We start from the raw sequence: 23,755 nt of genomic DNA, 5'->3' as shown, positions 1-23,755 counted from the left end.
CGTATGACAACCGCTCTTTCGGGCAAGACCGCCCTGGTCACCGGTTCTACCAGCGGCATCGGCCTGGGCATTGCCCTGAGCCTGGCCAAGGCCGGGGCCAACCTGATCCTCAACGGCTTTGGCGATGCCTCGGCGGTGATCGCCGAGGTGAAACAGTTCGGCGGCAAGGTCGGTCATCATCCGGCCGATGTCAGCGACCCGGCGCAGATCGCCGACATGCTCGCCTACGCCGAGCGCGAGTTCGGCGGCGTTGACATTCTGGTGAACAACGCCGGGATCCAGCACGTGGCCGCCGTGGAAGATTTCCCCGTGGAGCGCTGGGACTCGATCATCGCCATCAACCTGTCCTCGGTGTTCCACGCCACCCGCCTGAGCCTGCCGGGCATGCGCGCCAAGGGCTGGGGGCGGATCATCAACGTCGCCTCGGTGCATGGCCAGGTCGGCTCGGTGGGCAAGGCGGCGTATGTCGCGGCCAAGCATGGGGTGATTGGCCTGACCAAGGTGGTTGGCCTGGAAACCGCCACCAGCAACGTGACCTGCAACGCCATCTGCCCGGGCTGGGTGCTGACGCCACTGGTGCAAAAGCAAATCGATGATCGCATTGCCGCCGGCGTCGATCCGCAACAGGCCCAGCATGACCTGTTGGCCGAGAAACAGCCGTCCCTGGAATTCGTCACCCCGCCGCAACTGGGGGAACTGGTGCTTTTCCTATGCAGCGAAGCCGGCAGCCAGGTGCGCGGCGCGGCGTGGAATATTGATGGTGGGTGGCTGGCTCAATAACCCCACAATCCTCTGGCAAACGCGGTTTTGTGGCGAGGGAGCTTGCTCCCGCTGGACTGCGCAGCAGGCCCATTAGGCGGCCGCTACGCAACCGAGCGGGAGCAAGCTCCCTCGCCACAGAAGCGGTTCTCGCCATAAATAACGCCTTGTGCTGCAATGTTTATAAGCCCGAAAAAACAAGAGGCACCCCATGTCCGACATCCTCTGGCAACCCAGCCCCGAACGCATCGCCCAGTCGCGCATGAACGCCTTTCGCCAGTTCGTCAACGCGCGACATCACCTGCAACTGCACGACTACCCCGCCCTGCACGCCTGGAGCATCGACCAGCGCGAAGCCTTCTGGCAGGCCATTGTCGATTTTTTCGAGATCCACTTTCACCAAGCTCCCGACGCGGTACTGGTGGAGGGTGCGCAAATGCCCAGCGCCCAGTGGTTCCCTGGCGCCACCCTGAACTTCGCCGAGCACCTGCTGCGCCGCCGCGATGACGCCGTCGCGGTGGTGGCGCTCGACGAAAACGGCAGCCAGGAACAACTGACCTGGGCCGAACTCGCCGCCCATGTCGCTGGCCTGCAAACAAGCTTGAAAGCTGCCGGCGTCACCCAGGGAGATCGAGTCGCCGCGTGCATGCCCAACACCTGGCAAACCCTGGTCGGCATGCTCGCCACCACCAGCCTGGGGGCCATCTGGTCGTGCTCGTCACCGGACTTCGGCACCCAAGGGGTCATCGACCGCTTCGGCCAGATCGAACCCAAGGTGCTGATCACCTGCGCCGGTTATCGCTACGCGGGCAAGGTCATCGACCAGCGAACCAAGGTCAACGAAATCCTTGAACGTTTGCCGTCATTGCAGCAATTGATCGTACTGCCTTATGCCCAGCCTGACGCCTGCGTCGAGGACTTCAAGACCCCGGCCGCTGTCGCGTTGTGGAACGACTTTTATCAGAGCGGTGGCGAACCGGCGTTCGTCAGCGTGCCCTTCGACCACCCGCTGTACATCCTGTATTCCAGCGGCACGACCGGCGTGCCGAAATGCATCGTCCATGGCACCGGGGGCGTGCTGCTGCAACACGTCAAGGAACATGGCCTGCACGTCGACCTCGGGCCCGAGGATCGGCTGTTCTACTACACCACCTGCGGTTGGATGATGTGGAACTGGCTGGTGTCGGCCCTCGCCGTGGGCAGCACGGTGGTGCTCTACGATGGTTCGCCGTTCCACCCCGGTCCCGAGCGCTTGCTGGACCTGATCGACCAGCAGCGCATCAGCGTATTCGGCACCAGCCCCAAGTTCCTCGCCGCCCTGGAAAGCGAGGGCCTCAAGCCCCGCCAGACGCACCGTTTGGACAGCCTGAAAACCCTGCTCTCCACCGGTTCGGCACTGGCGCCCCATAGCTACGATTATGTGTACCGCGACATCAAGGCCGATGTCTGCCTGGCCTCGATGTCCGGCGGCACCGACATCGTGTCCTGCTTCGTCAACGGCAACCCGCTGTCACCGGTACGCCGGGGCGAAATGCAGGGCAAGAGCCTGGGCATGGCCGTGCAGGTCTGGAACGAGGCCGGCAATCCGGTCATCGGTGAAAAAGGTGAGTTGGTGTGCACCCGGCATTTCCCGGCGATGCCCATTGGTTTGTGGAACGACCCCCGGCAGGAAAAGCTTCGCGCCTCCTACTTCGCCCAGTTTCCCGGCGTGTGGGCCCAAGGCGACTACGCCGAAGAACTGCCCCACGGCGGTTTCCTGATCCATGGCCGCTCCGATGCCGTGCTCAACCCAGGCGGCGTGCGCATCGGCACGGCAGAAATTTATCGGCAGGTGGAAAAAGTCGAGCAAGTGCTGGACTGCGTCGCCATCGGCCAGCGATGGCAGGGCGATGTCCGGGTGGTGCTGTTCGTGCGCCTGCGCGATGGCGTGACGCTGAATGAAGCCTTGGCGCAACAGATCCGCCAGGTCATCCGGGCCAACACCACACCGCGTCATGTGCCGGCGAAGATCCTCGCGGTCAGTGATATTCCACGAACCATCAGCGGCAAGGTGGTGGAGTTGGCGGTGCGCAACGTGGTGCATGGCGAGGCGGTGAAGAACACCGATGCCCTGGCCAACCCCGAGGCGTTGGAGCAGTTTCGGGATCGACCGGAGCTTGCCGACTGAGCGCAACAGGCAGTTTTGTGGCGAGGGGATTTATCCCCGCTGGGGCGCGAAGCAGCCCCTGAATCTGACACCCCGGCATGTCAGACTGATTGAGCCAACTGTATCGGGACTGCTTCGCAGTCCAGCGGGGATAAATCCCCTCGCCACAGGGGTGGTCCCCGACACGATCAGTCCATAAGCCCCCACTCACCCGCCGCCGGATCGGCCGGTGGCACCGCGCCCGACTCGGTATGCAACTTCAACCGCAACCGCAGGTTGTTCGCCGAGTCGGCATTTTTCAGCGCTTCTTCCTCATCAATGGCACCTTCGACCACCAGGTTGAACAAGGCCTGGTCAAAGGTTTGCATTCCCAGTTCCTCTGACTTTTCCATGATGCCCTTGAGCTCGCCAAGCTCGTTGCGCCGGATCAGGTCGGCCACCGTCGGCGAACCCAGCATGACCTCCACCGCCGCCCGCCGCTGGCCGGTGCGGGTACGCACCAGGCGCTGGGAGACAAACGCCTTGAGGTTGTTGCCCAGGTCATTGAGCAATTGCGGCCGGCGTTCTTCCGGAAAGAAATTGATCACCCGGTCCAGGGCCTGGTTGGCGTTATGGGCATGCAAGGTGGAAATCACCAGGTGCCCGGTGTCGGCGAAGGCCAAGGCATGCTCCATGGTTTCCCGATCACGGATTTCGCCGATCAGCACCACGTCCGGCGCCTGGCGCAGCGTGTTTTTCAGGGCCGCATGGAAACTGCGGGTGTCGACACCGACTTCCCGTTGATTGATGATGGATTTCTTGTGCCGATGGATATACTCCACCGGGTCCTCGATGGTGATGATGTGGCCGCTGCTGTTGCGATTGCGGTAATCGATCAGCGCCGCCAGGGAGGTCGACTTGCCCGAGCCTGTCGCACCGACGAACAGCATCAACCCCTGTTTCTGCATGATGGTGTCTAAAAGCACTCGAGGCAGTTTCAGGTCTTCGAAGCGCGGGATGTCCAGCTTGACGTTGCGAATCACCATGGACACGTCATTGCGCTGCTTGAAGATATTGACCCGGAACCGCCCGACGCCGGCCAGGGAGATCGCCAGATTCATTTCCAACTCCCGATCGAACTCAAGGCGCTGTTCGGCGTCCATCAGAGACCCGGCGAGCCTGGCAATGTCGCCGACCTTGAACGCCTCGTTACCCAAGGGTTTGAGCACCCCCTCGAAACGCGCGCATGGCGGCGCCCCCGTGGACATGTAAAGGTCGGAACCATTCTGGCTCGCCAGGATTCGCAACAACGGATCGATTTCCATGGACTGAAACTTCCGCGAGACACCAATGAAACAAGCTGAGCCGAACATGAACCTCTTCAGACCCACCTGCACTTACGTTCCTCAAAGGATAGTAGACGCCGTGGTACAGACACGACAGCCAGGGGTCGCCTGATGCACGCGACACCCGCCGGCAGCGATATACAACGCCTGATCAGCCAGGCGGACTGGGCCCTGACCCCGCTGGGCGCTGCCCAGAACTGGCCCCAGAGCCTGCGCACCGCCGTGGACATCATGCTCCATTCGCCCATGGCGATGGCCTTGCTGTGGGGACCGCAGCTGTCCCATCTCTACAACGACGCCTTCGGCCGACTGGCCGGTGACAAGCACCCCCGGGCATTCGGCCAACCGACCCATACAGCATGGCCCGAACTCAAGAGCTCGACCGAAGGGATTTATCACCGGGTGTTGCAAGGCCAGACACACTCCTGCCGCGACCAGCAATGGCGCGTACCCTTCGCCGGCCGTCTCTGTGATGTCTGGCTGGACCTGACCTACAGCCCGGTGCGTGACGAAAGCAACAGCGTCGCCGGCATCCTGGTCACCGCCATCGAGACCAGCGAACGCCGCCGCCTGGCCATGGAGTTCGAACGCCGCTCCGAGGCCAGCCTCAAGGCCCAGCACGAAAGCGAAGAACGCCTGCAATTGGCCCTGGCCGCCGCCGATGCGCTGGGCACCTGGGATTGGGACATCAGCGAAGACCGCTTTATTGCCGATGCACACTTCGCCCTGTTGCATGGCGTCGACCCCAGCCTGTCACGCCAGTTGCCTATCAGTGCCTACCTCGAAGGCGTGCACCCCGAGGACCGGGCGATGGTTGCCCGCAGCATCAAGCACTGCATCACCCATGGCACCGAATACGCCGAGGAGTACCGACTGCTGCAGCCCGACGATGAGTTGCGCTGGGTGTACGTGCGCGGCCGTTGCTACAAGGATCGCCACGGCCGACCCAAGCGTTTTCTTGGCGCGGCGCTGGACCTGACCGAACGCAAGCGCACCGAGCAAGCCCTGCGCCAGAGCCAGACCGAGCTGCAGTTGATCATCAATGCCATGCCGATCCTCATCAGCTACGTGGACCGCGAAGAGCGTTTCCGTCTGAACAATAGCGCTTACCTGGACTGGTACGGCCTGACCCCGCAGGAGCTCTACGGCAAGACCATCCGTGAAGTGCTCGGCGAAGAGGCCTATGCCGCCCGCGCCCAGCAGATCGCCGATGCCCTGGCCGGCAAGCCGTGCAGCTTCACCGTGCAGATGGACCATCGCGACGGGCGCCCGCGCCATTCGCTGATCAACTACCTGCCTCGCCATGGCGCGGACGGTGCGGTGAACGGTTTCTACATCTTCGTGATCGACGAAACCGAGAGCCGAAAAACCGAGGAGGCCCTGCGCAACCTCAACGAAACACTGGAAGAACGCGTCATCGCCCGTACCCAGCAATTGGCCGAAGCCAATCACCGCCTGCAAAGCGAGATGTTCGAACGCGAGCGCGCCGAAGAAGCCTTGCGCCATGCGCAGAAAATGGAAGCCGTCGGCCAGCTCACGGGCGGCATTGCCCATGACTTCAACAACATGCTCACCGGCATCCTCGGCAGCCTCGACCTGATGCAACGCTACATCGCCGCCGGCCGCGCCGCCGAGATCGGGCGCTTCACCGAAGCGGCGGTTTCCTCGGCCAACCGCGCGGCGGCCCTGACCCATCGGCTGCTGGCTTTTTCCCGGCGCCAGTCCCTGGACCGCAAACCGCTGGACGCCAATGACCTGGTGCATTCGCTCGAAGACCTGCTGAGCCGTACCACCGGCGATCACATCGTGCTGCGGCTGCAACTGGCCAGCGAGCTGTGGCCGGTCAACACCGACGCCAGCCAGTTGGAAAACGCCCTGCTCAACCTGGTGATCAACGCCCGCGATGCCATGCCCGAGGGCGGCGAATTGATCATCGAAACCGCCAATGTCTATCTCGACGGTACGGACATCAACACCCTGGAGCCGGTCAAGGCCGGGGATTACGTGATGATCGCCGTCAGTGACAACGGCAGCGGCATGACCCCCGCCGTGCTGGCCAAGGCTTTCGATCCGTTCTTCACCACCAAGCCTATCGGCCAAGGCACCGGCCTGGGCTTGTCGATGATCTACGGCTTTGCCCAGCAGTCGGGTGGACACCTCAACCTGGACAGTGTGCCGGGCCAAGGCACGCGGGTGCAGTTGTACCTGCCGCGCTTGCACGCTTCGTCGACCCAACCACCCGAGACGCCAGAGACGGTCGTCGTTCCGCCGGCCATCGCCGGGGAGACCGTGTTGCTGGTGGAGGATGAACCCGCCGTGCGCATGCTGGTGCTCGACCTGTTGCAAGCCTTGGGCTACACCGCCCTGGAAGCACGGGACGCCATGACGGCCCTGCCCATGCTGGAATCGGACCAGCGCATCGACCTGCTGGTGACCGACGTCGGGCTACCGGGCATGAATGGCCGGCAACTGGCGGAAATCGCCCGCCAGCACCGCCCGGGGCTGAAAGTGCTGTTCATGACCGGTTACGCGCAGAAAGCCGCCGAACGCCAGGGGTTCCTCGAACAAGGCATGGACATGGTCGCCAAGCCGTTCACCCTGGATCTGCTGGCCAACAAGATCCGGACGATGATCAACCATGGCAACTGACTTGAGGCATAATCGCCGCCCCGTCGCACCGTTCAGGTCACCGCAGCAATGAAAGCCCAAGCCCGCCATATCCTGGTGAAAACCGCCGAAGAAGCCGAACAGCTCAAGCAACGCATCGCCAAGGGCGAAGCCTTCGATGTGCTGGCCAAGAAATACTCCACCTGCCCTTCGGGCAAACGCGGCGGCGATTTGGGTGAGGTAAGGCCGGGGCAGATGGTCGGCGTGATCGATGCGGTGATTTTCAAGAAACCGCTGCGGGTGGTGCACGGGCCGATCAAGAGCAAGTTCGGGTATCACCTGGTGCAGGTGTTCTACCGGGATTGAAACGATGGTGTGTTGCGAACACCGTCCCTGTGGTGAGGGAGCTTGCTCCCGCTCGGCTGCGCAGTAGCCGCCAATCGCTTATTGGGCCTGCTTCGCAGGCCAGCGGGAGCAAGCTCCCTCGCCACAGGGAAAGCAACTTTTGTGCCGTCAGTCCTTGGGCATCAACGCCCCCGGTACCTGGATCACCCGGCTCGCCAACAGGTGCCCTGCCTCGGCCGCCTCCGCCGGGCTGCCGCCCAGCAAACGACTCGCCAGGTACGCAGCACTGAAGGAGTCTCCCGCCGCCGTGGTGTCCACAACGCGCTCGACCCGCAAGGCAGGGACTTCATAGGACTGGCCGTCGCAACGAATCAGGCAGGCCTCGGCACCGCGCTTGAGTACCACCTCGGGGGTGCCAAGCTGCGCATAGGCGGCGAACACCGCTTCGCTGTCGGCATGACCGAACAATGCCTGCTCGTCCTCTACGGTCAGCAGCGCCAGTTCCACATAGGGCAAGACGCTGCGATACGCCACCCGCGCCGCTTCGATCGAGGCCCAGAGCCGGGGCCGGAAGTTATTGTCGAACACCACCAGCGCCCCGCGCCGACGCGCTTCGACCAGGGTTTCGATGAGTTTGCCACGCCCCTGCTCGCCGAGCACCGCCAGGGTTACGCCGCTGAAGTACAGCACCTCGTAATCCGGCAATGCGGCCAGGATCGGTGCGGCGGCCGGGGTGGTAAAACAATCGCGCACCGCCGCCTCGTTGCGCCAGTACAGGAATCGCCGCTCCCCCGCCGCGTCAGTCTGGATGCAATACAAACCCGGCAGGCGTCCAGGCAAGCGCTGGACCCGTTGCAGCCCGATGTTCTCGGCGGCCCAGTTTTCACACATGGCATCGCTGAAACTGTCATCGCCCAGGGCCGTGACGTAATCCACCGTGCCCCTGTCGCCCAAGGCGCGGGCCAGGTACACCGCGGTGTTCAGGGTATCGCCGCCGAAGCTTTGCAGCAGGCTGCCATCGGCGCGTTGTTGCAGTTCGATCATGCATTCGCCGATCAGCGCGATGCGGGGTTTGGGGTTGCTCATGGATGATCCTGATAATTCAGCGGTGTCTGGCAGGCCGCTATCGCGAGCTCGCTACCACAGGGAGATCACAGATTCTGTATTCACAACAATCCGGTGTGGGAGCAGGCTTGCTCGCGATAGCCGCGACTCGATCTCAAGCCTTAGAAACAAGTCTCCATGCTCTCGACCACCCGCAATTGCTCATCCACCAGGCATCCCACCCGCCACTTGTCGAACGTCAGGCACGGGTGTGAAGTACCAAACGAAATGATGTCGCCCACACGCAGCTCAACCCCTGCCGCCACATTCATGAACGCATGCTGGTCCATCACCGCCGTCACCTTGCAGCCACTCACATCGTCACCCGCCACCGTGTCCGATCCGGGCCGGTAGCGCTTGAGCGGCACCGGTAATCCGGCGTCGTAGGCCACGTCGCGCTTGCCCAGGGCGATCACCGCGAAGCCCGGCTCCGGCAGCGATTGCACATGGGCCCAGACTTCCAGCGCCGGGCGCAGGCCTTCGTGCAAATCGCTGCGCCGCTCCAGCACGCAGCACTGGGCTTCTTTGTAGATGCCGTGGTCATGGGCCACGTAACTGCCGGGACGCAGCACGCTGAGGAAACGCCCATGGGCATTCTGGGCTTCGAAGGATTCGGCGATCAGGTCATACCAGGCCGACCCCGAGGCGGTGATGATCGGTTTGTCGATGGCGAAGGCACCGCTGTCCTGCAACTGCACCGCCAGCCGTACCAACGATGCGGCGAATGCGCGGATGCCACTGATGGCGTGGTCGCCATGGATCACCCCTTCGTAGCCTTCGATACCGGTCAACGCCAGCGCCGGTTGACTACGAATCGCCTCGGCCAGGGCCAACACCTCAGCCTCGGTCCGGCAGCCACACCGACCACCGACCACGCCGTACTCGATCATCACGTTCAGCTTCATACCGCGCGAGGCGAAGAACGCCCCCAGGTCCGCGACGTTGTCCGGATGGTCGACCATGCAATGGAATTCGAACGCCGGGTCAGCCAGCAGATCGGCGATCAGCGCCATGTTTGGCGTGCCCACCAATTGGTTGGCCATCAACACTCGGCGCACACCATGGGCATAAGCGGCACGGGTCTGCACGGCGCTGGCGAGGGTCAGGCCCCAGGCACCGGCATCGAGCTGGCGTCGAAACAGCGCCGGGGTCATGCTGGTCTTGCCGTGGGGGGCCAGTTCGGCGCCGCTGTCGGTGACGAACGCTTGCATCCAGCGAATGTTGTGCTCCAGCGCCGCGCGGTGCAACACCAGTGCCGGCAGGCTGACGTCCTTGAGCAAATGAGCGCCGACGGTGGCCGCCCCCTTCTCTACGCCAGCATTGGGAATGACAGAAGACATGTTGGTACTCCTCGCACGCGACCGCTCGCAGCCACGGTTATCTATTCATTGATGCGCCGGGCCAGGTTGTTGGCGCTTTCGATCAGCACCCGGCGGTAGTCGGCGTAATTGTTCTTGGCGTCGGCCCGTGGGGCGACGATGCACAGGGTGGCGATGGCCACGCCGTCGGGGTTTTTGACCGGTGCGGCAAAGCAGTGGGTGAAGGTGTCGGCGACACTGTCGAAGGAGAAAAAACCATCGATGCCGGCCTGGCGGATTTCCTTGAGGAATTGCTCCAGAGGCAGGCGATCTCCGTCCGGCAAAATGAAGTCGTCAGGGTCGATCAGGTCGACGATCTGCTGGTCACTCAAATGCGCCAGCAGCAGACGCCCGGACGCCGTCCACGGGATTGGCGCATTTTCCCCGATGTCCGATGAAATGCGAAAATGCCGCTCGCCTTCCTTCATCAGCGCGACGGTGTATTTGCGCCCGTTGAGCAGGCACATCTGCGCCGTTTCCCGGGTCTGGCGCACGATCTCCTGCAAGGCCTGGTCAGCCTCGCGGCTCAGGTCGAAATGCCGCAGGTGTGCCTGCCCGAGAAAATACAGCTGGCGGCCCAGGTAGACATGGCCGTCCTTGCCCACCGGCTCGAGGATGCGGCGTTCCAGCAGCGACGCCACCAGTTCATAGACCGTGGACTTGGGGCTGCCAATGCCGCTGGCAATATCGTTCGGGCGCAGCGGCTGGCCGATTTCCTTGAGGAAGTCGAGGATATCGAACGCCCTATCCAATCCTCGGGCCCGGCGTTTGATGGTGTCTTCGGTCATGTCTTCGGTTCCTGAAGTTTCACTCATAGTCGCATGTATCTTTATTGTGGCGAGGGAGCTTGCTCCCGCTGGCCTGCGCAGCAGGCCCAATTTCTTGCGACTGCTGCGCAGCCGAGCGGGAGCAAGCTCCCTCGCCACAAAAGCGAATTCGCCAGAATATCCTGTTCACCCTTTTTTCTTGTAGGCCACACAATCGATCTCGACCTTGCAATCGACCATCATGCTCGCCTGCACACAGGCCCGGGCCGGGGCGTGTTCCGGGCTGAAGTACTCGCTGAACACCTTGTTGAAACTCCAGAAATCCCGCGGGTCATCCAACCACACGCCGCAGCGCACCACGTCCTTGAGGTCGTAACCGGCCTCTTGGAGAATCGCGATCAGGTTCTTCATGGTCTGGTGGGTCTGCTCGACGATCCCGCCGACAATGATCTCGCCGTTCACCGCCGGCACCTGGCCGGACACGTGCAGCCAGCCATCGGCTTCCACGGCGCGGGCGAATGGCCGTGGCTGACCGCCGCCTGCGGAGCTGCCGGTGCCGTAGCGCGTAATGCTCATGGGTGTTTCTCCTTACTGAATAAAATTAAAAACGGGTGTTCTTGAGGAATTCCGCCAGGCGTGGCGACTGTGGCCGTTCGAACAATTCCTTCGGTGGCCCTTGCTCTTCGATGCGGCCCTGGTTCATGAACACGATCTTGTCGGAGACCTCGAAGGCAAAGCGCATTTCGTGGGTCACCAGCAGCATGGTCATGCCGTCTTCGGCCAGGCCCTTGATCACGTTCAGCACCTCGCCGACCAGCTCCGGGTCCAGGGCCGACGTGACTTCGTCGAACAGCATCAGGCTGGGGTTCATCGCAATCGCCCGGGCAATCGCCACGCGCTGCTGCTGGCCGCCAGACAACTGGCCGGGAAAGTGATCGCGCCGCTCCAACAAGCCCACCCGCTCCAGCCATTTCTCGGCCAGGGCCACCGCTTCATCCTTGGGCAGTTTTTTCACCTTGAGCAGGCCCAGGGTGACGTTCTGCAACGCGGTCAGATGGGGAAACAGGTTGAATTGCTGGAAGGCCATGCCGGTCATCGCACGGTGCCGGGCGATGACTTTTTCGGCGTGGCGCACACGCTTGCCGTCGATGTCGTCGTAACCGATGGACTCGCCGTCGAGCATGATCTGCCCGCCCTGGAATTCCTCGAGCATGTTCACGCAGCGCAGCAGCGTGGTCTTGCCCGAACCGCTGGAACCGATCAGCGTGACCACGTTGCCGCGCTGCATGCTCAGGTCCACGCCCTTGAGCACTTCCAGCGGGCCGTATTGTTTGCGCAGGCCGCGAATGTCCAACAGCGGTTGGGTGTTGGAAGGAGTCGAAATATCAGTCATGGCAAGGCCACCCGCTTTTCAATGTGCCGTCCGAGCAATTCGATGGCGTAATTGATGATGAAAAAGAGAAACCCAGCGAACAGGTAAAACTCCAGGGTCATGAAGGTCCGGGCGATGATCTGCTGGGTGCTGAGCAGCAATTCGGCGACGCCGATCACCGACAGCAGGGTCGAGGCCTTGACGATCTCGGTGGAGGAATTGACCCAGGTCGGCAAGATTTGCCGCAAGGCCTGGGGCAACAGCACATAGCCCAGCGACTGGTAAAACGTCAGGCCGATGGCCTGGCTCGCCTCCATCTGCCCACGGGGCAAGGCCTGCAAGGCCCCGCGCACGATCTCGGCCACGTGGGAGCCGCAGAACAGCGTCAAGCCCAGCACGCCGGCCTGGAACGCGCCGATCTGCCAACCCAGGGCCGGAGCCATGTAGAAGCAGGCCAGCACCAGCACGAACACCGGTGTGCCGCGAATCAGGTCGACGTAGAAGCGAAACGGCGCGCGCATCCAGGTCCGGCCATAGGTCAGCACCAGGCCGGCCACCAGACCGATCAGCGTGCCCAACACAATCGCCAACAGCGAACACTGCACACTGGTCAGGAAACCGGCCCACAGGGTGTCCCGGGCGACCCACAACTCATGCAACCAACTGGGTGATTCGTACATGGGAGACTCCTAACGGCGGATCGCCAGGCGCTGCTCGAAATACCGCAGCACCATGGCAATGAGGTAACAGGCCGCGACATACAGGGCCGTGGTCACCAGCCAGGTTTCGATTACCCGGTAGCTCTCCACGTTGATCTTGCGGGCGTAATAGGTCAGCTCCGGCACGGCAATCGCCGCCGCCAGGGAGGTGTCCTTGAACAGCGAAATGAAGTTGTTCGACAAGGCCGGCAACACGTTGCGCAGCATCACCGGCACGGTGACGTAGGCTTTCACCTGCCACTCGCCAAGGCCGATGGCCAGCCCCGCTTCACGCTGTCCCTTGTGAATGCTCAACAGTCCGCCGCGAAACACTTCGGTCAGGTAGGCCCCGGCGTACAGCGAGAGGGTGATGACGAACGACGGCAGCTTGTCCAGGCGGATGCCCAGGCTCGGCAAGGCAAAGTAGATCAGCAGGATCAACACCAGGATCGGTGTATTGCGGATCACCGTGACATACACCGACGCCAGCACCCGCAAGACCCGATGCTTGCTCAGTAGCGCAAACGCCATCGCCAGGCCGATCACGCAACCGATGGCGATCGACACCAGCGCCAGGGAAAGCCCCAGGCCAAGCCCCGCCAGCAGCGTGTCGAAATCGCGCCAGACGGCGGCAAAGTTCAACTGATAATTCATGGTCGGCAGTACCTTCGACGAAGCGCCCGCAAGGGGCGCCCCGGGCTCACAGGGTCATTTGAATTCAACGGGGAAACCGATTGCCGGCGACGGCAGCTCGACGCCAAACCACTGCTTGAACGACGCCGCATAGGTAGGGAATTCCACGCCGGTCATGGCTTCATGCAAGGTTGTGTTGACGAAGTTCAGCCAGTCCTGGTCGCCGCGCTTGACCGCGCAGGCGTAGGTCTGTGGGCTCCAGGCGTAGGCCGGGCTGCGATAACGGCCGGGGTTCTGCACCATCAGGTATTTGACCGAGGACTGGTCGGTGGCGGCGGCATCGGCGCGGCCGGAGTTCACTGCCTGGTACATCAGGTCGACGCTGTCGTACTGGTCGACCTTGGCCTTGGGCAGCGCCTGGTGCACCAACTCCTCGGCGTAGACGTTCTGCAGCACCGCCACGGTGACGTCATCGCCCGCTGCCTTGAGGTCTTCGATTTCCTTGTACTTGCTGTTGGCCGGCAGCAGCAGGCCCACGCCTTCGCGGTAGTACGGCAGGGTGAACGCCACTTGCTGGGCGCGACTGGCAGTGACGGTGATGAACTGGCAGCTCATGTCGACTTTGTCGGTCAACAGGTTGGGGATGCGCGCATCGGAAGACTGCACCACGAACTCGACCTTCTCCGGGTCGTTGAACAGGCCTTTGGCGACCATCCGCGCGATATCGATATCAAAGCCCTGCAACTTGCCATCCGCTCCCTGGAAGTGCCACGGCGCATTGGTACTGCCCGTGCCCACGATCAATTTCCCCCGCTGCAGCACGCTATCCAGCTTGCTGTCGGCCGCCTGGGCGACACCCAGTGCAGCCGTCGTGGCCGCGAAGAGAAAAACACACGCTTTGAACAAGGAAGGTCGGCGTTGCATGGCAAGCACTCCAGATTGAGTTTATTCCGCTATACCGGAACATGGTATGTAACAACGGAATAGACAGCAGAAAGTGTGCCACAGGCTTGGAGCGGATGGGTGAGAAAAATGGAAAGTCAGGGAAATCAGGGAGATGGGAAAAACAGACCTGCGGGCAGCAGCGTCCGCATTCGAAGGGTGTTGCTACCGTTGGCTACGAGGCACGGGTAACAAGGCCCCAAACCGGGTACCCGGCGCACCGAAACGGAGCCACGCTGGAGTTGTAAATGGATACCCTGTGGGAGCGAGCTTGCTCCCACCATTGTTCGGCGGTGTACCTGGGCTATTTGCGCTTGTAGCTCTTGCTGCCGCCAGGTGTGAGGCAATAGACCCCGCCCCGGGGGCCGACACAGTAATTGCCACTGCCGCACTGGCAACCGTCGGCGGACTTGAGCAACGACTGCGGCCGGGCCTCGTTGCGAAGCCCCAGCACAGCGGAACAGGACTTCTTCGAAGCACTGATCGAGCCGTCGTTGCAGAGGAAGGTATCGCCATCACACCCGGCGATCCCGCCCTTGCGCCCGGAACAAGGTTGATTGGCGGCAAGGGCCGAAGTGCCCAGGACCAACAACAGGATCGCGACACAGGTGCGAAGTAAAGCGGACGTTCCGTGACAGCAGTTCATGGCAGCTTCCTGGCTGATAGATGGCTCTATGCTAGCACTGGAAAGAATTCCACAAACGCTATCGGGAAAATTTGGCCATCACCGCCTGGCTGCCTCGTCATAAACCTGGCCGCGCTCACGCTTACCCACTGCAATCACCGTGACGACCAACACATCATCTACCACGCGGTAAACCAATCGATAACCCGCACTGCGCAGCTTTATTTTATAAGCGTTGCCCAACCCGGTGAGACGGTCCGCTTGGACATGTGGATTCACCAGTCGCTCTTCAAGCTTTTTTTTGAATTGCTCCCTGAGTGTTGCCCCCAATTTCTGCCATTCCTTCCATGCCTTATCGGAAAATTCCAACTCATAGGTCATCGAGAGAAACCTTGATCGTTGGATCGTTTTCACGCTCGCGGCAAAGAGCAGCCAACTCCATGTCCTCAAGCCGGTCCATCATGGCTTCATATTCCCTGGCAGGGACGCAATAGAACGCGGGCTCATTACGATTGAGGATCGCTACAGATAATCCTCCACCGGCAGCAACGGTGCCCATTGGGTTTTTCTTGAGTTCAGAAATGCTGGCGACTACTTGGGAAAGCACGATATGTGTCATGAAACGAGTCCTTGAGTACTCTTAATAGCGCTAAAAATAGCACTCTAAAACACCCCTTGCCACTGCTCAGCGCCCGCAAAACCTCACCCTGGACAACATCCGCAAATCCCCCTCGCGGTAATAGTCATCACTCCAGCTGTCATCCACCGCCAGTGGCTTGACCTGCTTGAGGGCGAGTTTTTTCGCAAAGTAGCGAAAGCGGTAATGCTCATAGAAACGCAGCAATTCCAATCCGTAGCGGTCGGCCAGGTCGGTGTCGCCCTGGATGATCAGGTAGTTCTCGTCGTTGCCACTGCTGGCGGCAGCGCTGAGGTTGTGGCTGCCGCTGATGATGGTCGGCGTGTCGCTGGTGAAGTCGGTGACGATGGCCTTGGTGTGCACCAGCAGGTTGCCCTTCTGGCCTTTCATGTTTTCCTTGAGCCAGCCTTCCAGGCCGGTGTTGAGCAGTGCGGTGGCGGCGAATTCAGCGGTGCGGTCGGCATGGAAGCCGGTGATGCGGCTCTTGGTGTTTTGCAGGCCGTAGCGCAGCACGTCGTCATTGGGTTGGCCGAGCACGGCGTCAAGAATCCGGTCGGGCAAAACGAATGCGGTGACGAACAACAGGTCCTTTCGGGCCGCGTTGATGATGTCGACGAAGCGGTCCAGGTCGCCCTCTCCTGTGCGTGGCGAAAAACCGATGAACAACTGTTCCTCCGGGACCATGGGATTGTTCTGATTGATCCACTCACGGGTGGTCCCGACGTCCTGCGGTACGGCCCAGATCTGCTCGAACACCTGGCGATAGCTGTCGCTCACCCGCGGATCGTCCAGCACATGAACCACATTGGCCTGGCGGTAGACGCCGTTGGCGGTGAAGTTGGTACTGCCGCACAACACCGCCTCCGGTTGTAACGCACCGCCGCCATCGACCTTGCTCAACACAATGAACTTGTCGTGGAAAATGTTATGGGTGACCCGCCCACGCTTGTTGGCCGCCGGCAATTTTTCCAGGTTGGCTTCGTTGCGCAGCGTGGTGTCGTCGCCTGGCTCGGCGTGGTAAAGCACGCGAACCTGTGCGCCGCGCGCGTGAGCGGCGTTGACCGCGTCGACGATCACCGGCAATTCGTATTCATAGATGGCGACGTCCAGGGCCCAGTGGGCATCCAGCGCCCGGTCGATGAAGCCGGTCAAGCGCCCCAGCAAGCCATTTTCCAACCAACGACGCGGGGCATCGGGCCAGTCATCGATGGACAGGTTTTTATTGGCGCTTATCAGCGCGTCCACTTCGGGAAACTTGCGCTGGAACGCCTGGCTGGCGGCCACGGCCCGATTGAAGATCACTCGCTGGTTGATTGGCTGACCGTCGTCGCTGGTGACCGTGACGGCCAGGGATTCCCCCAGCTGTGGCGCGTCGGGACTGCCATAAGCCAGGTGCACACGGTAGTGGATCGTCACACCGGGGTTGACGGCGTAGTCGGCCCAGCGAAATTTCTGCAACGGTGCCTTGTCGCTGGGGGTGGCATGGAACTGGGGAAAGGTGTGGACCTTGTCGGGGAAGGTCAGGCTGTTGAACAGGAACAACCAGGGTTTGTCGCCCTGCTGCTTCTCGATGGCAAAGCCCAGCAAGCCCTTGCGCCGGGGTTCGGCCAGGTCCATGGCGAGCAGTACGCCGTTGGTGCCGGCATAGGCCTTGACCCGAAAATCGTCCTGGGCGTTGGTGACGAGTACGCGCATGGTTCACTCCTGTGAGGGGCTGCCTGAGCATAGTGCAGCAATCAATGCTTACCTCAGCCAGGTGACTCTTCATCAATATGCCAATACTCAGCCTGCAACTGCCCCGCCAACTGCCGGGCCCGGCCCAGGCGAATCGGGCCTCTCTCGATGTCGATCAACAGGCATGGGCAATCGAGAAGCGGCGGTGAAAGCCCCTCCTTGACTCGTCCGTCGGTCATCACCAACACCCGTTGCTGCTCCGCCGGGTAGCGCTTGCGGCGCGCCACCAGCCAGCGCCCGGCCTCGTTCAGCGCCGCCAGCAACGGCGTTCCGCCACCGGCACCCAACCCATCGAGCCAGGCGCGCAGGCCCGCCGAGGCCTTGAGCCCTTGCACCTGCCAATTGGGGAGCGTGCCGCTGGCCGTCAACAGCGCCAAGCGCGCGCGTTGTCGGTAGGCGTCGTCGAACAACTGCGCCAGCAGGCCCTTGCCGTCACTCAAGGCGCGATGACGCCGGGTCGAAGCCGACGCATCGACGATGACCAGCCACAGCTCATGGGGCGACCGATGACGACCGTGCCAGCGCAGGTCCTCACGCAGGCGCGGTCGGCCATGGAGCAACGTCCCCGGCCAGTTCACCGCACCGCTGGCCGCGGCTTTGCTGCGGCCCTGGCGTCCTTGCTCCAACTGTCCTGCACGGGGTCTGGCATTCGCCCCCGCCGTTGAACGAGGGCGAATGCCTAGGGCTTTTTTGGCCAGCTCGGCACGTCACGCCGGGCACCGGTCGGCAATGCCCGGGCCGGCAGATCACCCCACTGGCCTTGGCCTTCGTTGGGTTCAGCAGTTTTTTCCGCGCCGGTCGGCGCCTGGGACGGTGCCGGTGCCGAATGCCCGCGCCGCCGGTGCCGCAAGGCAAACTCGGCGACCGCATCGATGTCTTCATCCGCGATGGCATCGGCCCCGCGCCAGGCGGCATGGGCCCGGGCCGCCCGCAGCCAGACCAGGTCGGCGCGCAAGCCATCGACACCGGCGGCAAAGCAGCGCTCGGTGATCTGCGCCAGTGCGGCATCATCCAGCGCGATCCCGGCCAACCGGTTGCGCGCCTGCTGGCAGCGTTCACGCAACTGCTGTTGGGCGCTCTCCCACTGCGCACAGAACGCCGCCGGATCACTGTCGAAATCCAACCGCCGGCGAATGATCTGCCCGCGCTCAGTCGGCGCGGTATGACCGTCGAGGGCCACGTTCAAACCGAACCGATCGAGCAACTGCGGGCGCAGTTCGCCTTCTTCCGGGTTCATGGTGCCGATCAGCACAAAGCGCGCCGGATGCCGATGGGAAATGCCGTCGCGCTCGATCAGGTTGGTGCCGCTGGCGGCCACGTCCAACAGCAGGTCCACCAGATGATCAGGCAGCAGGTTCACTTCATCGACGTACAGCACACCACCGTCGGCCTTGGCCAACACGCCGGGAGAAAACTGCGCGCGCCCTTCCCCCAGCGCTGCGTCCAGATCCAGGGTGCCCACCAGCCGCTCTTCGGTAGCACCGAGGGGCAAGGTGACGAACTGACCGCTGGCCAGCAGGTCCGCCAGGCCCCGGGCCAAGGTGGACTTGGCCATGCCCCGCGGGCCTTCAATCAGCACACCGCCGATTTTCGGATCGATCGCGGCCAGGCACAAGGCCAGTTTCAGGTCATCGGCGCCGACCACGGCGGAGAGTGGGAAATGGGGAGTGTGAGTCATGCTGAAGGTCTCATGAATGTGCGAGGTTCCCCTGTGGCGAGGGAGCTTGCTCCCGCTGGGGCGCGAAGCGGCCCCCAGAACCTGGGGTCCCAGTGCCCTTCCAGAACGACGACTGCTGCGCAGCCGAGCGGGAGCAAGCTCCCTCGCCACAAGTGCGCGCCTGTTGTCCTCATTTCAACCATCCTCTTCAATGTCCAACAACAAATTCTCCAACGCCTCGCGGTACTCCCCCGGCGCCTGCCACATCCCCCGCTGCTGCGCTTCGAGCATGCGCTCGGTCATCTCCCGCAGGGCGTCAGGGTTGTGCTGGCGGACGAAATCCCGGGTGTCCGGGTCGAGCAGGTAGGCATCGGCCAGCAAGGCGTACTGGTGATCGTCGATCAACCGGGTGGTGGCGTCGAAGGCGAACAGGTTGTCCACCGTCGCCGCCAGTTCGAACGCGCCTTTATAGCCGTGACGCTTCACGCCGTCGATCCACTTCGGATTCGCTGCGCGGGAACGGATGACGCGGTTGAGCTCTTCTTTCAGGGTGCGGATCTTGGGCAAGTCTGGCTGGCTGTGGTCGCCATGGTAACTGGCCGCCGCGACTCCACCGAGAGTCTCGACCGCCGCCAGCATACCGCCCTGGAACTGGTAGTAATCATTGGAATCGAGCAGGTCATGCTCGCGGTTGTCCTGGTTCTGCAACACCGCTTGCACCTGGCTCAGACGCCGAGAGAACGGCTCCCGGGCGGCGGTGCCTTCATCGCTGGCGCCGTAGGCGTAACCGCCCCAGTTCAGGTATACCTCGGCCAGATCCTCGCGGCTCTGCCACAAGCGCCCATCAATTGCGCCCTGCACGCCCGCGCCATAGGCACCGGGCTTGGCACCGAAGATCCGCCAGCCGGCCTGGCGCGCCGCCGCTTCCGGCTCCAGGCCCGACGCCAACAAGGCTTCGCGTTCACCACGGACCTTGGCCGCCAGAGGGTTCATGTCGTCCGGTTCATCCAGCGCGGCGACGGCCTGCACCGCCGCATCGAACAAGCGGATCAGGTTGGCAAAAGCATCGCGGAAGAACCCGGAGACCCGCAGCGTGACATCGACCCGTGGTCGGTCCAGCAGGCTCAACGGCAGGATCTCGAAATCATCGACCCGCTGGCTGCCCGTGGCCCACACCGGACGCACGCCCATCAGCGCCATGGCCTGGGCAATATCATCGCCACCGGTGCGCATGGTGGCGGTGCCCCACACCGACAGGCCGAGCTGGCGCAGGTGATCGCCATGGTCCTGCAGGTGCCGTTCAAGGATCAGGTTCGCCGATTGGAAACCGATGCGCCACGCCGTGGTGGTCGGCAGGTTGCGCACGTCCACCGAGAAGAAATTGCGTCCGGTGGGCAGTACGTCCAGACGCCCGCGACTCGGCGCACCGCTGGGGCCGGCGGGCACGAAGCGTCCGCTCAAGGCATCGAGCAGGCCATGGATTTCCGCCGGACCACAGGCGTCCAGGCGCGGGGCCACGACGGAGCGCAGGTTTTCGATGATGCTGGCCACCGTCTCCCAGCCCGGCGCATTGAGCTGCTCGACCCCACCGTCCAGTGCTTGCTCGATCAACTGCGCGGCGAACAATTCCAGGCGCTCGCGCGTATCGCCGGCGGTGCGCCAAGGCTCGGCGCTGACCCGGCGCAACGCCTCGGGACACTCGCCGGTCCAGGGCTCGGCCAAGGCACAATCCAGCGGATCGAAACCCAGCCCGAACGCAGTGGCCAGCGCCCGCAACAGACTCGACTGCGCGCCCTTGCCGTCGCCCCGGGGAATGCGCAGCAACGCCAGCAAGGTGTCGATGCGCAGCCGTCCGCTGGGCGACTCGCCAAAAATATGCAGGCCGTCGCGGATCTGCGACTCCTTCAAGTCGCACAGGTAAGTGTCCAGGCGCGGCAGCCAGATCGCCGCATCGGCGTCGCTGTCGAGCCCGGCATCGAGTTGCAGTTCGCGGTCGATGTGGGTCTCGCGCACCAGGTTGAGGATGTCCCGTTGCAGCTCCCGGGCACGGCGCGGATCGAGCAATTGCGCCTCGTAGTATTCGTCGGCCAACAACTCGAGGTTGCGCAGCGGTCCGTAGGTTTCGGCCCGGGTCAGGGGCGGCATCAAGTGGTCGATGATTACCGCCTGGGTGCGACGCTTGGCCTGGGCGCCCTCACCCGGGTCGTTGACGATGAACGGATAGATGTTCGGTAGCGGCCCCAGCAGCGCGTCCGGCCAGCAGCTCTCCGAGAGCCCGACGCCCTTGCCCGGCAGCCACTCAAGGTTGCCGTGTTTACCGACGTGGATCACCCCGTGCACGCCATAGGTGTTGCGCAACCAGAAATAGAACGCCATGTAGCCGTGGGGCGGCACCAGGTCCGGGTCGTGGTACACCGCGCTCGGATCGACCTGGTAACCCCGGGCCGGCTGGATGCCGACGAAGGTCAGGCCCAGGCGCAGGCCGGCGACCATCAGGCGGCCGTCACGGAACATCGGATCGTTCTCGGGCGCGCCCCAGCGCTCCAGCACCGCTTGGCGATTGGCCTCGGGCAGCGCGTCGAACATGGCCTGATAGGCATCGAGGGCCAGGCTCTGGTGACATGGCCGCAGGTCGAGGCTGTCCAGGTCGTTGCTGACACCACCGAGCAACTGCTGGATCAACGCGGTACCGCTCCCAGGCAAATCAGGCGGCAGCGGATACCCCTCGGCCTGCATGGCCCGCAGGATATTCAACGCCGCTGCCGGGGTGTCCAGGCCGACGCCATTGCCGATGCGCCCATCCCGGGTCGGGTAGTTGGCGAGGATCAACGCCACACGTTTTTCTGCGTTGGGCAAACGCGCCAATGTTGTCCAGCGCCGCGCCAGCTCGGCGACAAAATCCATGCGTTCAGGCACAGCCCGATAACAGACCACGTCGCTCTGGCTGCGCTCGCTGCGCCAGGCCAGGTCCTTGAAGCTGATCGGGCGGCTGATGATCCGCCCGTCCAGCTCCGGCAAGGCAATGTGCATCGCCAGGTCTCGCGGGCCCAGGCCCTGCTCGCTTGCACGCCAGCCCGGTTCGTTGTCCTGGGCGCAGATCGCCTGGATCACCGCAATGTTGCGACGGAACGGTCGCAGGTGCGGCGCTTCCGGGCTGGATTGGGCGAAGCCGGTGGTATTGAGGATCACCCCGGCCTCCACCGCGTCCAGCCAGTCTTCGACCAGCGCCAGGCAACCGGGCTCCTTGAGGCTCGCCACGGCAATCGGCAGCGGATTGAGCCCCGCCGCTTGCAGGCGCTGACAAAACACGTCGATGAACGCGGTGTTCGCCGCTTGCAAGTGAGAGCGATAAAACAGCACCGCCGCCACCGGTTGTCCGGCCTGCCAGTCGGCTTGCCAATCGTCGAGGCTGGCGTTGGTCTTTCCTGGGTGATAGATGGCCGTGCGTGGCAGGACTTGCGGTTCGGCCCACGGATAATCGCGGCCGAACCATTGACTGCCGAGGTTGTGAAACAGGTCCAGGGCATTGCCCAGCCCGCCCTGGCGCAAGAACTGCCAGAGCCGATCGCGGTCCTCGAAGGGCACGTTGCTCAGGTCGCTGAGTTCCGGGTCCGGACGATCATCCCCCGGCACCAGGATCAGCTTCACCCCGCGCCCGGCCAGTTCCATCAGGCGCTCGATGCCGTAGCGCCAATAGCCGATGCCGCCGTGCAGCGACAACAGGATGACCTTGGCGTGGCGCAGCACGCCTTCGAAGTACAGGTCCACCGAGGCGTGGTTCTGCACCTGCATCGGGTTGGCGAGGCGAAACTGCGGATAATCGCCCGGCAACTGCTTCGCCGCTTCGGCCAGCAGCGCCAGGCTGGAGTCGCCACTGCACAGGATCACCAGCTCGGCGGGGGTTTGCCCCAGGTCGGCAATGTTGTCATCCGACACGAAACCGCCGGGCTGGGTCCTGAGCAGGTGCATGGCTTAGGCGCCGAGGGCGGCGCGCAACTGCGCTTCGAGCAGCGCGGCGTCGAGCGCCTGGCCGATCAGCACCAGGCGGGTGACCCGCGCTTCGTCGGCGCCCCACTGACGGTCGAAATGCTTGTCGAAACGCGTGCCGACCCCTTGGATCAGCAGACGCATCGGCTTGTTCGGGATCGCCGCGAAACCCTTGACCCGCAGTACGCCGTGCTGGACCACCAGTTGCGTCAGCGCGTCGAGCAACAGGCTTTCGTCGGCCTGGGGCAGCTCGATGGAGATAGAATCGAAGGCGTCATGATCGTGGTCGTCATCGTCGCCGTCATGGTGGTGATCGTGATGGCTGTGGCGGCCGTCGATGTGTTCTTCGGAACCGGCGCCCAGGCCAATCAGTACGTCCAGCGGCAGGCGACCGCTGCTGGCCTCGATGACCTTGACCGCCGGCGGTAGCTCTTCGGCGACTTCCAGGCGAACCTTGGCCAGGTCTTCAGGGCTGATCAGGTCAGCCTTGTTGAGGATCACCAGGTCGGCGCTCGCCAACTGGTCGGCGAACAGTTCGTGCAGCGGCGATTCGTGGTCCAGGTTCGGATCGAGTTTGCGCATGGCATCGACCTGGTCCGGGAAGGCCGCGAAGGTGCCCGCGGCCACGGCCGGACTGTCGACCACGGTGATCACTGCGTCGACGGTGCAGGCACTGCGGATTTCCGGCCATTGGAAGGCCTGGACCAGCGGCTTGGGCAGGGCCAGGCCGGAGGTTTCGATGAGGATATGGTCGAGGTCGCCACGCCGGGCCACCAGTTCGCGCATCACCGGGAAGAATTCTTCCTGCACCGTGCAGCACAGGCAGCCGTTGGCCAGTTCATAGACGCGGCCGTTGGCTTCTTCTTCGGTGCAACCGATGGAGCACTGCTTGAGGATCTCACCGTCGATGCCCAGTTCGCCGAACTCGTTGACGATCACGGCGATACGCCGGCCCTGGGCGTTGTCGAGCATGTGCCGCAGCAAGGTGGTCTTACCCGAGCCGAGGAAGCCGGTGACGATGGTGACGGGGAGTTTGGCCAGTGTTTTCATCGGATGCCC

21 protein-coding genes are annotated in these 23,755 nt (G+C 63.1%); 4 read left to right on the top strand and 17 right to left on the bottom strand.

Annotation, left to right across the window (positions count from 1 at the left end; all coding sequences use genetic code 11):
- Positions 1 to 3 precede the first annotated feature (3 nt).
- A complete protein-coding gene (locus tag BLO97_RS01120; RefSeq protein WP_092344489.1) occupies positions 4 to 780 on the top strand; it encodes a 3-hydroxybutyrate dehydrogenase in 777 nt (258 codons plus the stop codon).
- 190 nt (positions 781 to 970) lie between these two features.
- Positions 971 to 2,926, top strand: coding sequence for an acetoacetate--CoA ligase (locus BLO97_RS01115; protein ID WP_092344487.1), 1,956 nt, complete (start codon positions 971 to 973; stop codon positions 2,924 to 2,926).
- A 167-nt stretch (positions 2,927 to 3,093) separates the two neighbouring features.
- On the opposite strand, the gene BLO97_RS01110 is transcribed toward BLO97_RS01115, so the two are convergent.
- On the bottom strand, positions 3,094 to 4,209 hold the full coding sequence (locus BLO97_RS01110) for a PilT/PilU family type 4a pilus ATPase (protein WP_092224007.1): 1,116 nt from the start codon (positions 4,207 to 4,209) through the stop codon (positions 3,094 to 3,096).
- Positions 4,210 to 4,341: 132 nt separating this feature from the next.
- Between BLO97_RS01110 and BLO97_RS01105 the strand changes: the two genes are divergently transcribed.
- Positions 4,342 to 6,879: a hybrid sensor histidine kinase/response regulator gene (locus BLO97_RS01105; protein ID WP_092344485.1), complete on the top strand. Its 2,538-nt coding sequence runs from the start codon at positions 4,342 to 4,344 to the stop codon at positions 6,877 to 6,879.
- Between the two features lie 48 nt (positions 6,880 to 6,927).
- Entirely contained in the window at positions 6,928 to 7,203 is a 276-nt protein-coding gene (locus BLO97_RS01100) for a peptidylprolyl isomerase (RefSeq protein ID WP_003182808.1), read from the top strand.
- Positions 7,204 to 7,350: 147 nt separating this feature from the next.
- On the opposite strand, the gene BLO97_RS01095 is transcribed toward BLO97_RS01100, so the two are convergent.
- The 16 genes from BLO97_RS01095 to cobW form a co-directional block, all read right to left on the bottom strand.
- Entirely contained in the window at positions 7,351 to 8,268 is a 918-nt protein-coding gene (locus BLO97_RS01095; RefSeq protein ID WP_092145628.1) for a sugar kinase, read from the bottom strand.
- Between the two features lie 140 nt (positions 8,269 to 8,408).
- Positions 8,409 to 9,626 carry an amino acid deaminase gene (locus BLO97_RS01090; protein WP_092344483.1) on the bottom strand — a complete coding sequence of 406 codons (1,218 nt, stop codon included), beginning with the start codon at positions 9,624 to 9,626 and terminating at the stop codon, positions 8,409 to 8,411.
- Between the two features lie 41 nt (positions 9,627 to 9,667).
- A complete protein-coding gene (locus BLO97_RS01085; RefSeq protein ID WP_063321989.1) occupies positions 9,668 to 10,432 on the bottom strand; it encodes an IclR family transcriptional regulator in 765 nt (254 codons plus the stop codon).
- A 165-nt stretch (positions 10,433 to 10,597) separates the two neighbouring features.
- Positions 10,598 to 10,987, bottom strand: coding sequence for a RidA family protein (locus tag BLO97_RS01080; protein WP_092145622.1), 390 nt, complete (start codon positions 10,985 to 10,987; stop codon positions 10,598 to 10,600).
- Positions 10,988 to 11,012: 25 nt separating this feature from the next.
- The gene (locus tag BLO97_RS01075; protein WP_092145620.1) at positions 11,013 to 11,804 is read right to left on the bottom strand and encodes an amino acid ABC transporter ATP-binding protein; all 792 of its coding nucleotides are present in this window, start codon (positions 11,802 to 11,804) and stop codon (positions 11,013 to 11,015) included.
- Positions 11,801 to 12,463 carry an amino acid ABC transporter permease gene (locus BLO97_RS01070; RefSeq protein WP_028236639.1) on the bottom strand — a complete coding sequence of 221 codons (663 nt, stop codon included), beginning with the start codon at positions 12,461 to 12,463 and terminating at the stop codon, positions 11,801 to 11,803. The genes BLO97_RS01075 and BLO97_RS01070 overlap by 4 nt, the downstream gene beginning before the upstream one ends.
- A gap of 9 nt (positions 12,464 to 12,472) precedes the next feature.
- Positions 12,473 to 13,135, bottom strand: coding sequence for an amino acid ABC transporter permease (locus BLO97_RS01065; RefSeq protein WP_018608019.1), 663 nt, complete (start codon positions 13,133 to 13,135; stop codon positions 12,473 to 12,475).
- A gap of 54 nt (positions 13,136 to 13,189) precedes the next feature.
- The gene (locus tag BLO97_RS01060; protein WP_092223999.1) at positions 13,190 to 14,038 is read right to left on the bottom strand and encodes a transporter substrate-binding domain-containing protein; all 849 of its coding nucleotides are present in this window, start codon (positions 14,036 to 14,038) and stop codon (positions 13,190 to 13,192) included.
- A gap of 322 nt (positions 14,039 to 14,360) precedes the next feature.
- The gene (locus BLO97_RS01055) at positions 14,361 to 14,702 is read right to left on the bottom strand and encodes a YdcA family protein (protein ID WP_092145616.1); all 342 of its coding nucleotides are present in this window, start codon (positions 14,700 to 14,702) and stop codon (positions 14,361 to 14,363) included.
- Between the two features lie 78 nt (positions 14,703 to 14,780).
- Positions 14,781 to 15,062 carry a type II toxin-antitoxin system RelE family toxin gene (locus tag BLO97_RS01050; RefSeq protein ID WP_092145614.1) on the bottom strand — a complete coding sequence of 94 codons (282 nt, stop codon included), beginning with the start codon at positions 15,060 to 15,062 and terminating at the stop codon, positions 14,781 to 14,783.
- Positions 15,052 to 15,300, bottom strand: a complete 249-nt coding sequence (locus tag BLO97_RS01045) for a type II toxin-antitoxin system Phd/YefM family antitoxin (protein WP_063321995.1) — start codon at positions 15,298 to 15,300, stop codon at positions 15,052 to 15,054. The genes BLO97_RS01050 and BLO97_RS01045 overlap by 11 nt, the downstream gene beginning before the upstream one ends.
- A gap of 66 nt (positions 15,301 to 15,366) precedes the next feature.
- Positions 15,367 to 17,013 carry a phospholipase D-like domain-containing protein gene (locus tag BLO97_RS01040; RefSeq protein ID WP_092344481.1) on the bottom strand — a complete coding sequence of 549 codons (1,647 nt, stop codon included), beginning with the start codon at positions 17,011 to 17,013 and terminating at the stop codon, positions 15,367 to 15,369.
- Between the two features lie 53 nt (positions 17,014 to 17,066).
- Positions 17,067 to 17,678, bottom strand: coding sequence for a vWA domain-containing protein (locus BLO97_RS01035; protein ID WP_256571518.1), 612 nt, complete (start codon positions 17,676 to 17,678; stop codon positions 17,067 to 17,069).
- Positions 17,679 to 17,731: 53 nt separating this feature from the next.
- A complete protein-coding gene (locus BLO97_RS01030; protein WP_092344479.1) occupies positions 17,732 to 18,730 on the bottom strand; it encodes a magnesium chelatase ATPase subunit I in 999 nt (332 codons plus the stop codon).
- A 174-nt stretch (positions 18,731 to 18,904) separates the two neighbouring features.
- Positions 18,905 to 22,678, bottom strand: a complete 3,774-nt coding sequence (gene cobN / locus BLO97_RS01025) for a cobaltochelatase subunit CobN (RefSeq protein WP_092344477.1) — start codon at positions 22,676 to 22,678, stop codon at positions 18,905 to 18,907.
- 3 nt (positions 22,679 to 22,681) lie between these two features.
- Complete coding sequence (gene cobW, locus BLO97_RS01020) at positions 22,682 to 23,746, bottom strand: cobalamin biosynthesis protein CobW (protein WP_092223991.1); 1,065 nt, start codon at positions 23,744 to 23,746, stop codon at positions 22,682 to 22,684.
- Positions 23,747 to 23,755: the final 9 nt, after the last annotated feature.

This window comes from Pseudomonas sp. NFACC05-1, from assembly GCF_900100135.1.
Lineage (GTDB): Bacteria > Pseudomonadota > Gammaproteobacteria > Pseudomonadales > Pseudomonadaceae > Aquipseudomonas > Aquipseudomonas fluorescens_Q.
This window is presented reverse-complemented; position numbering and strand designations above follow the sequence as displayed.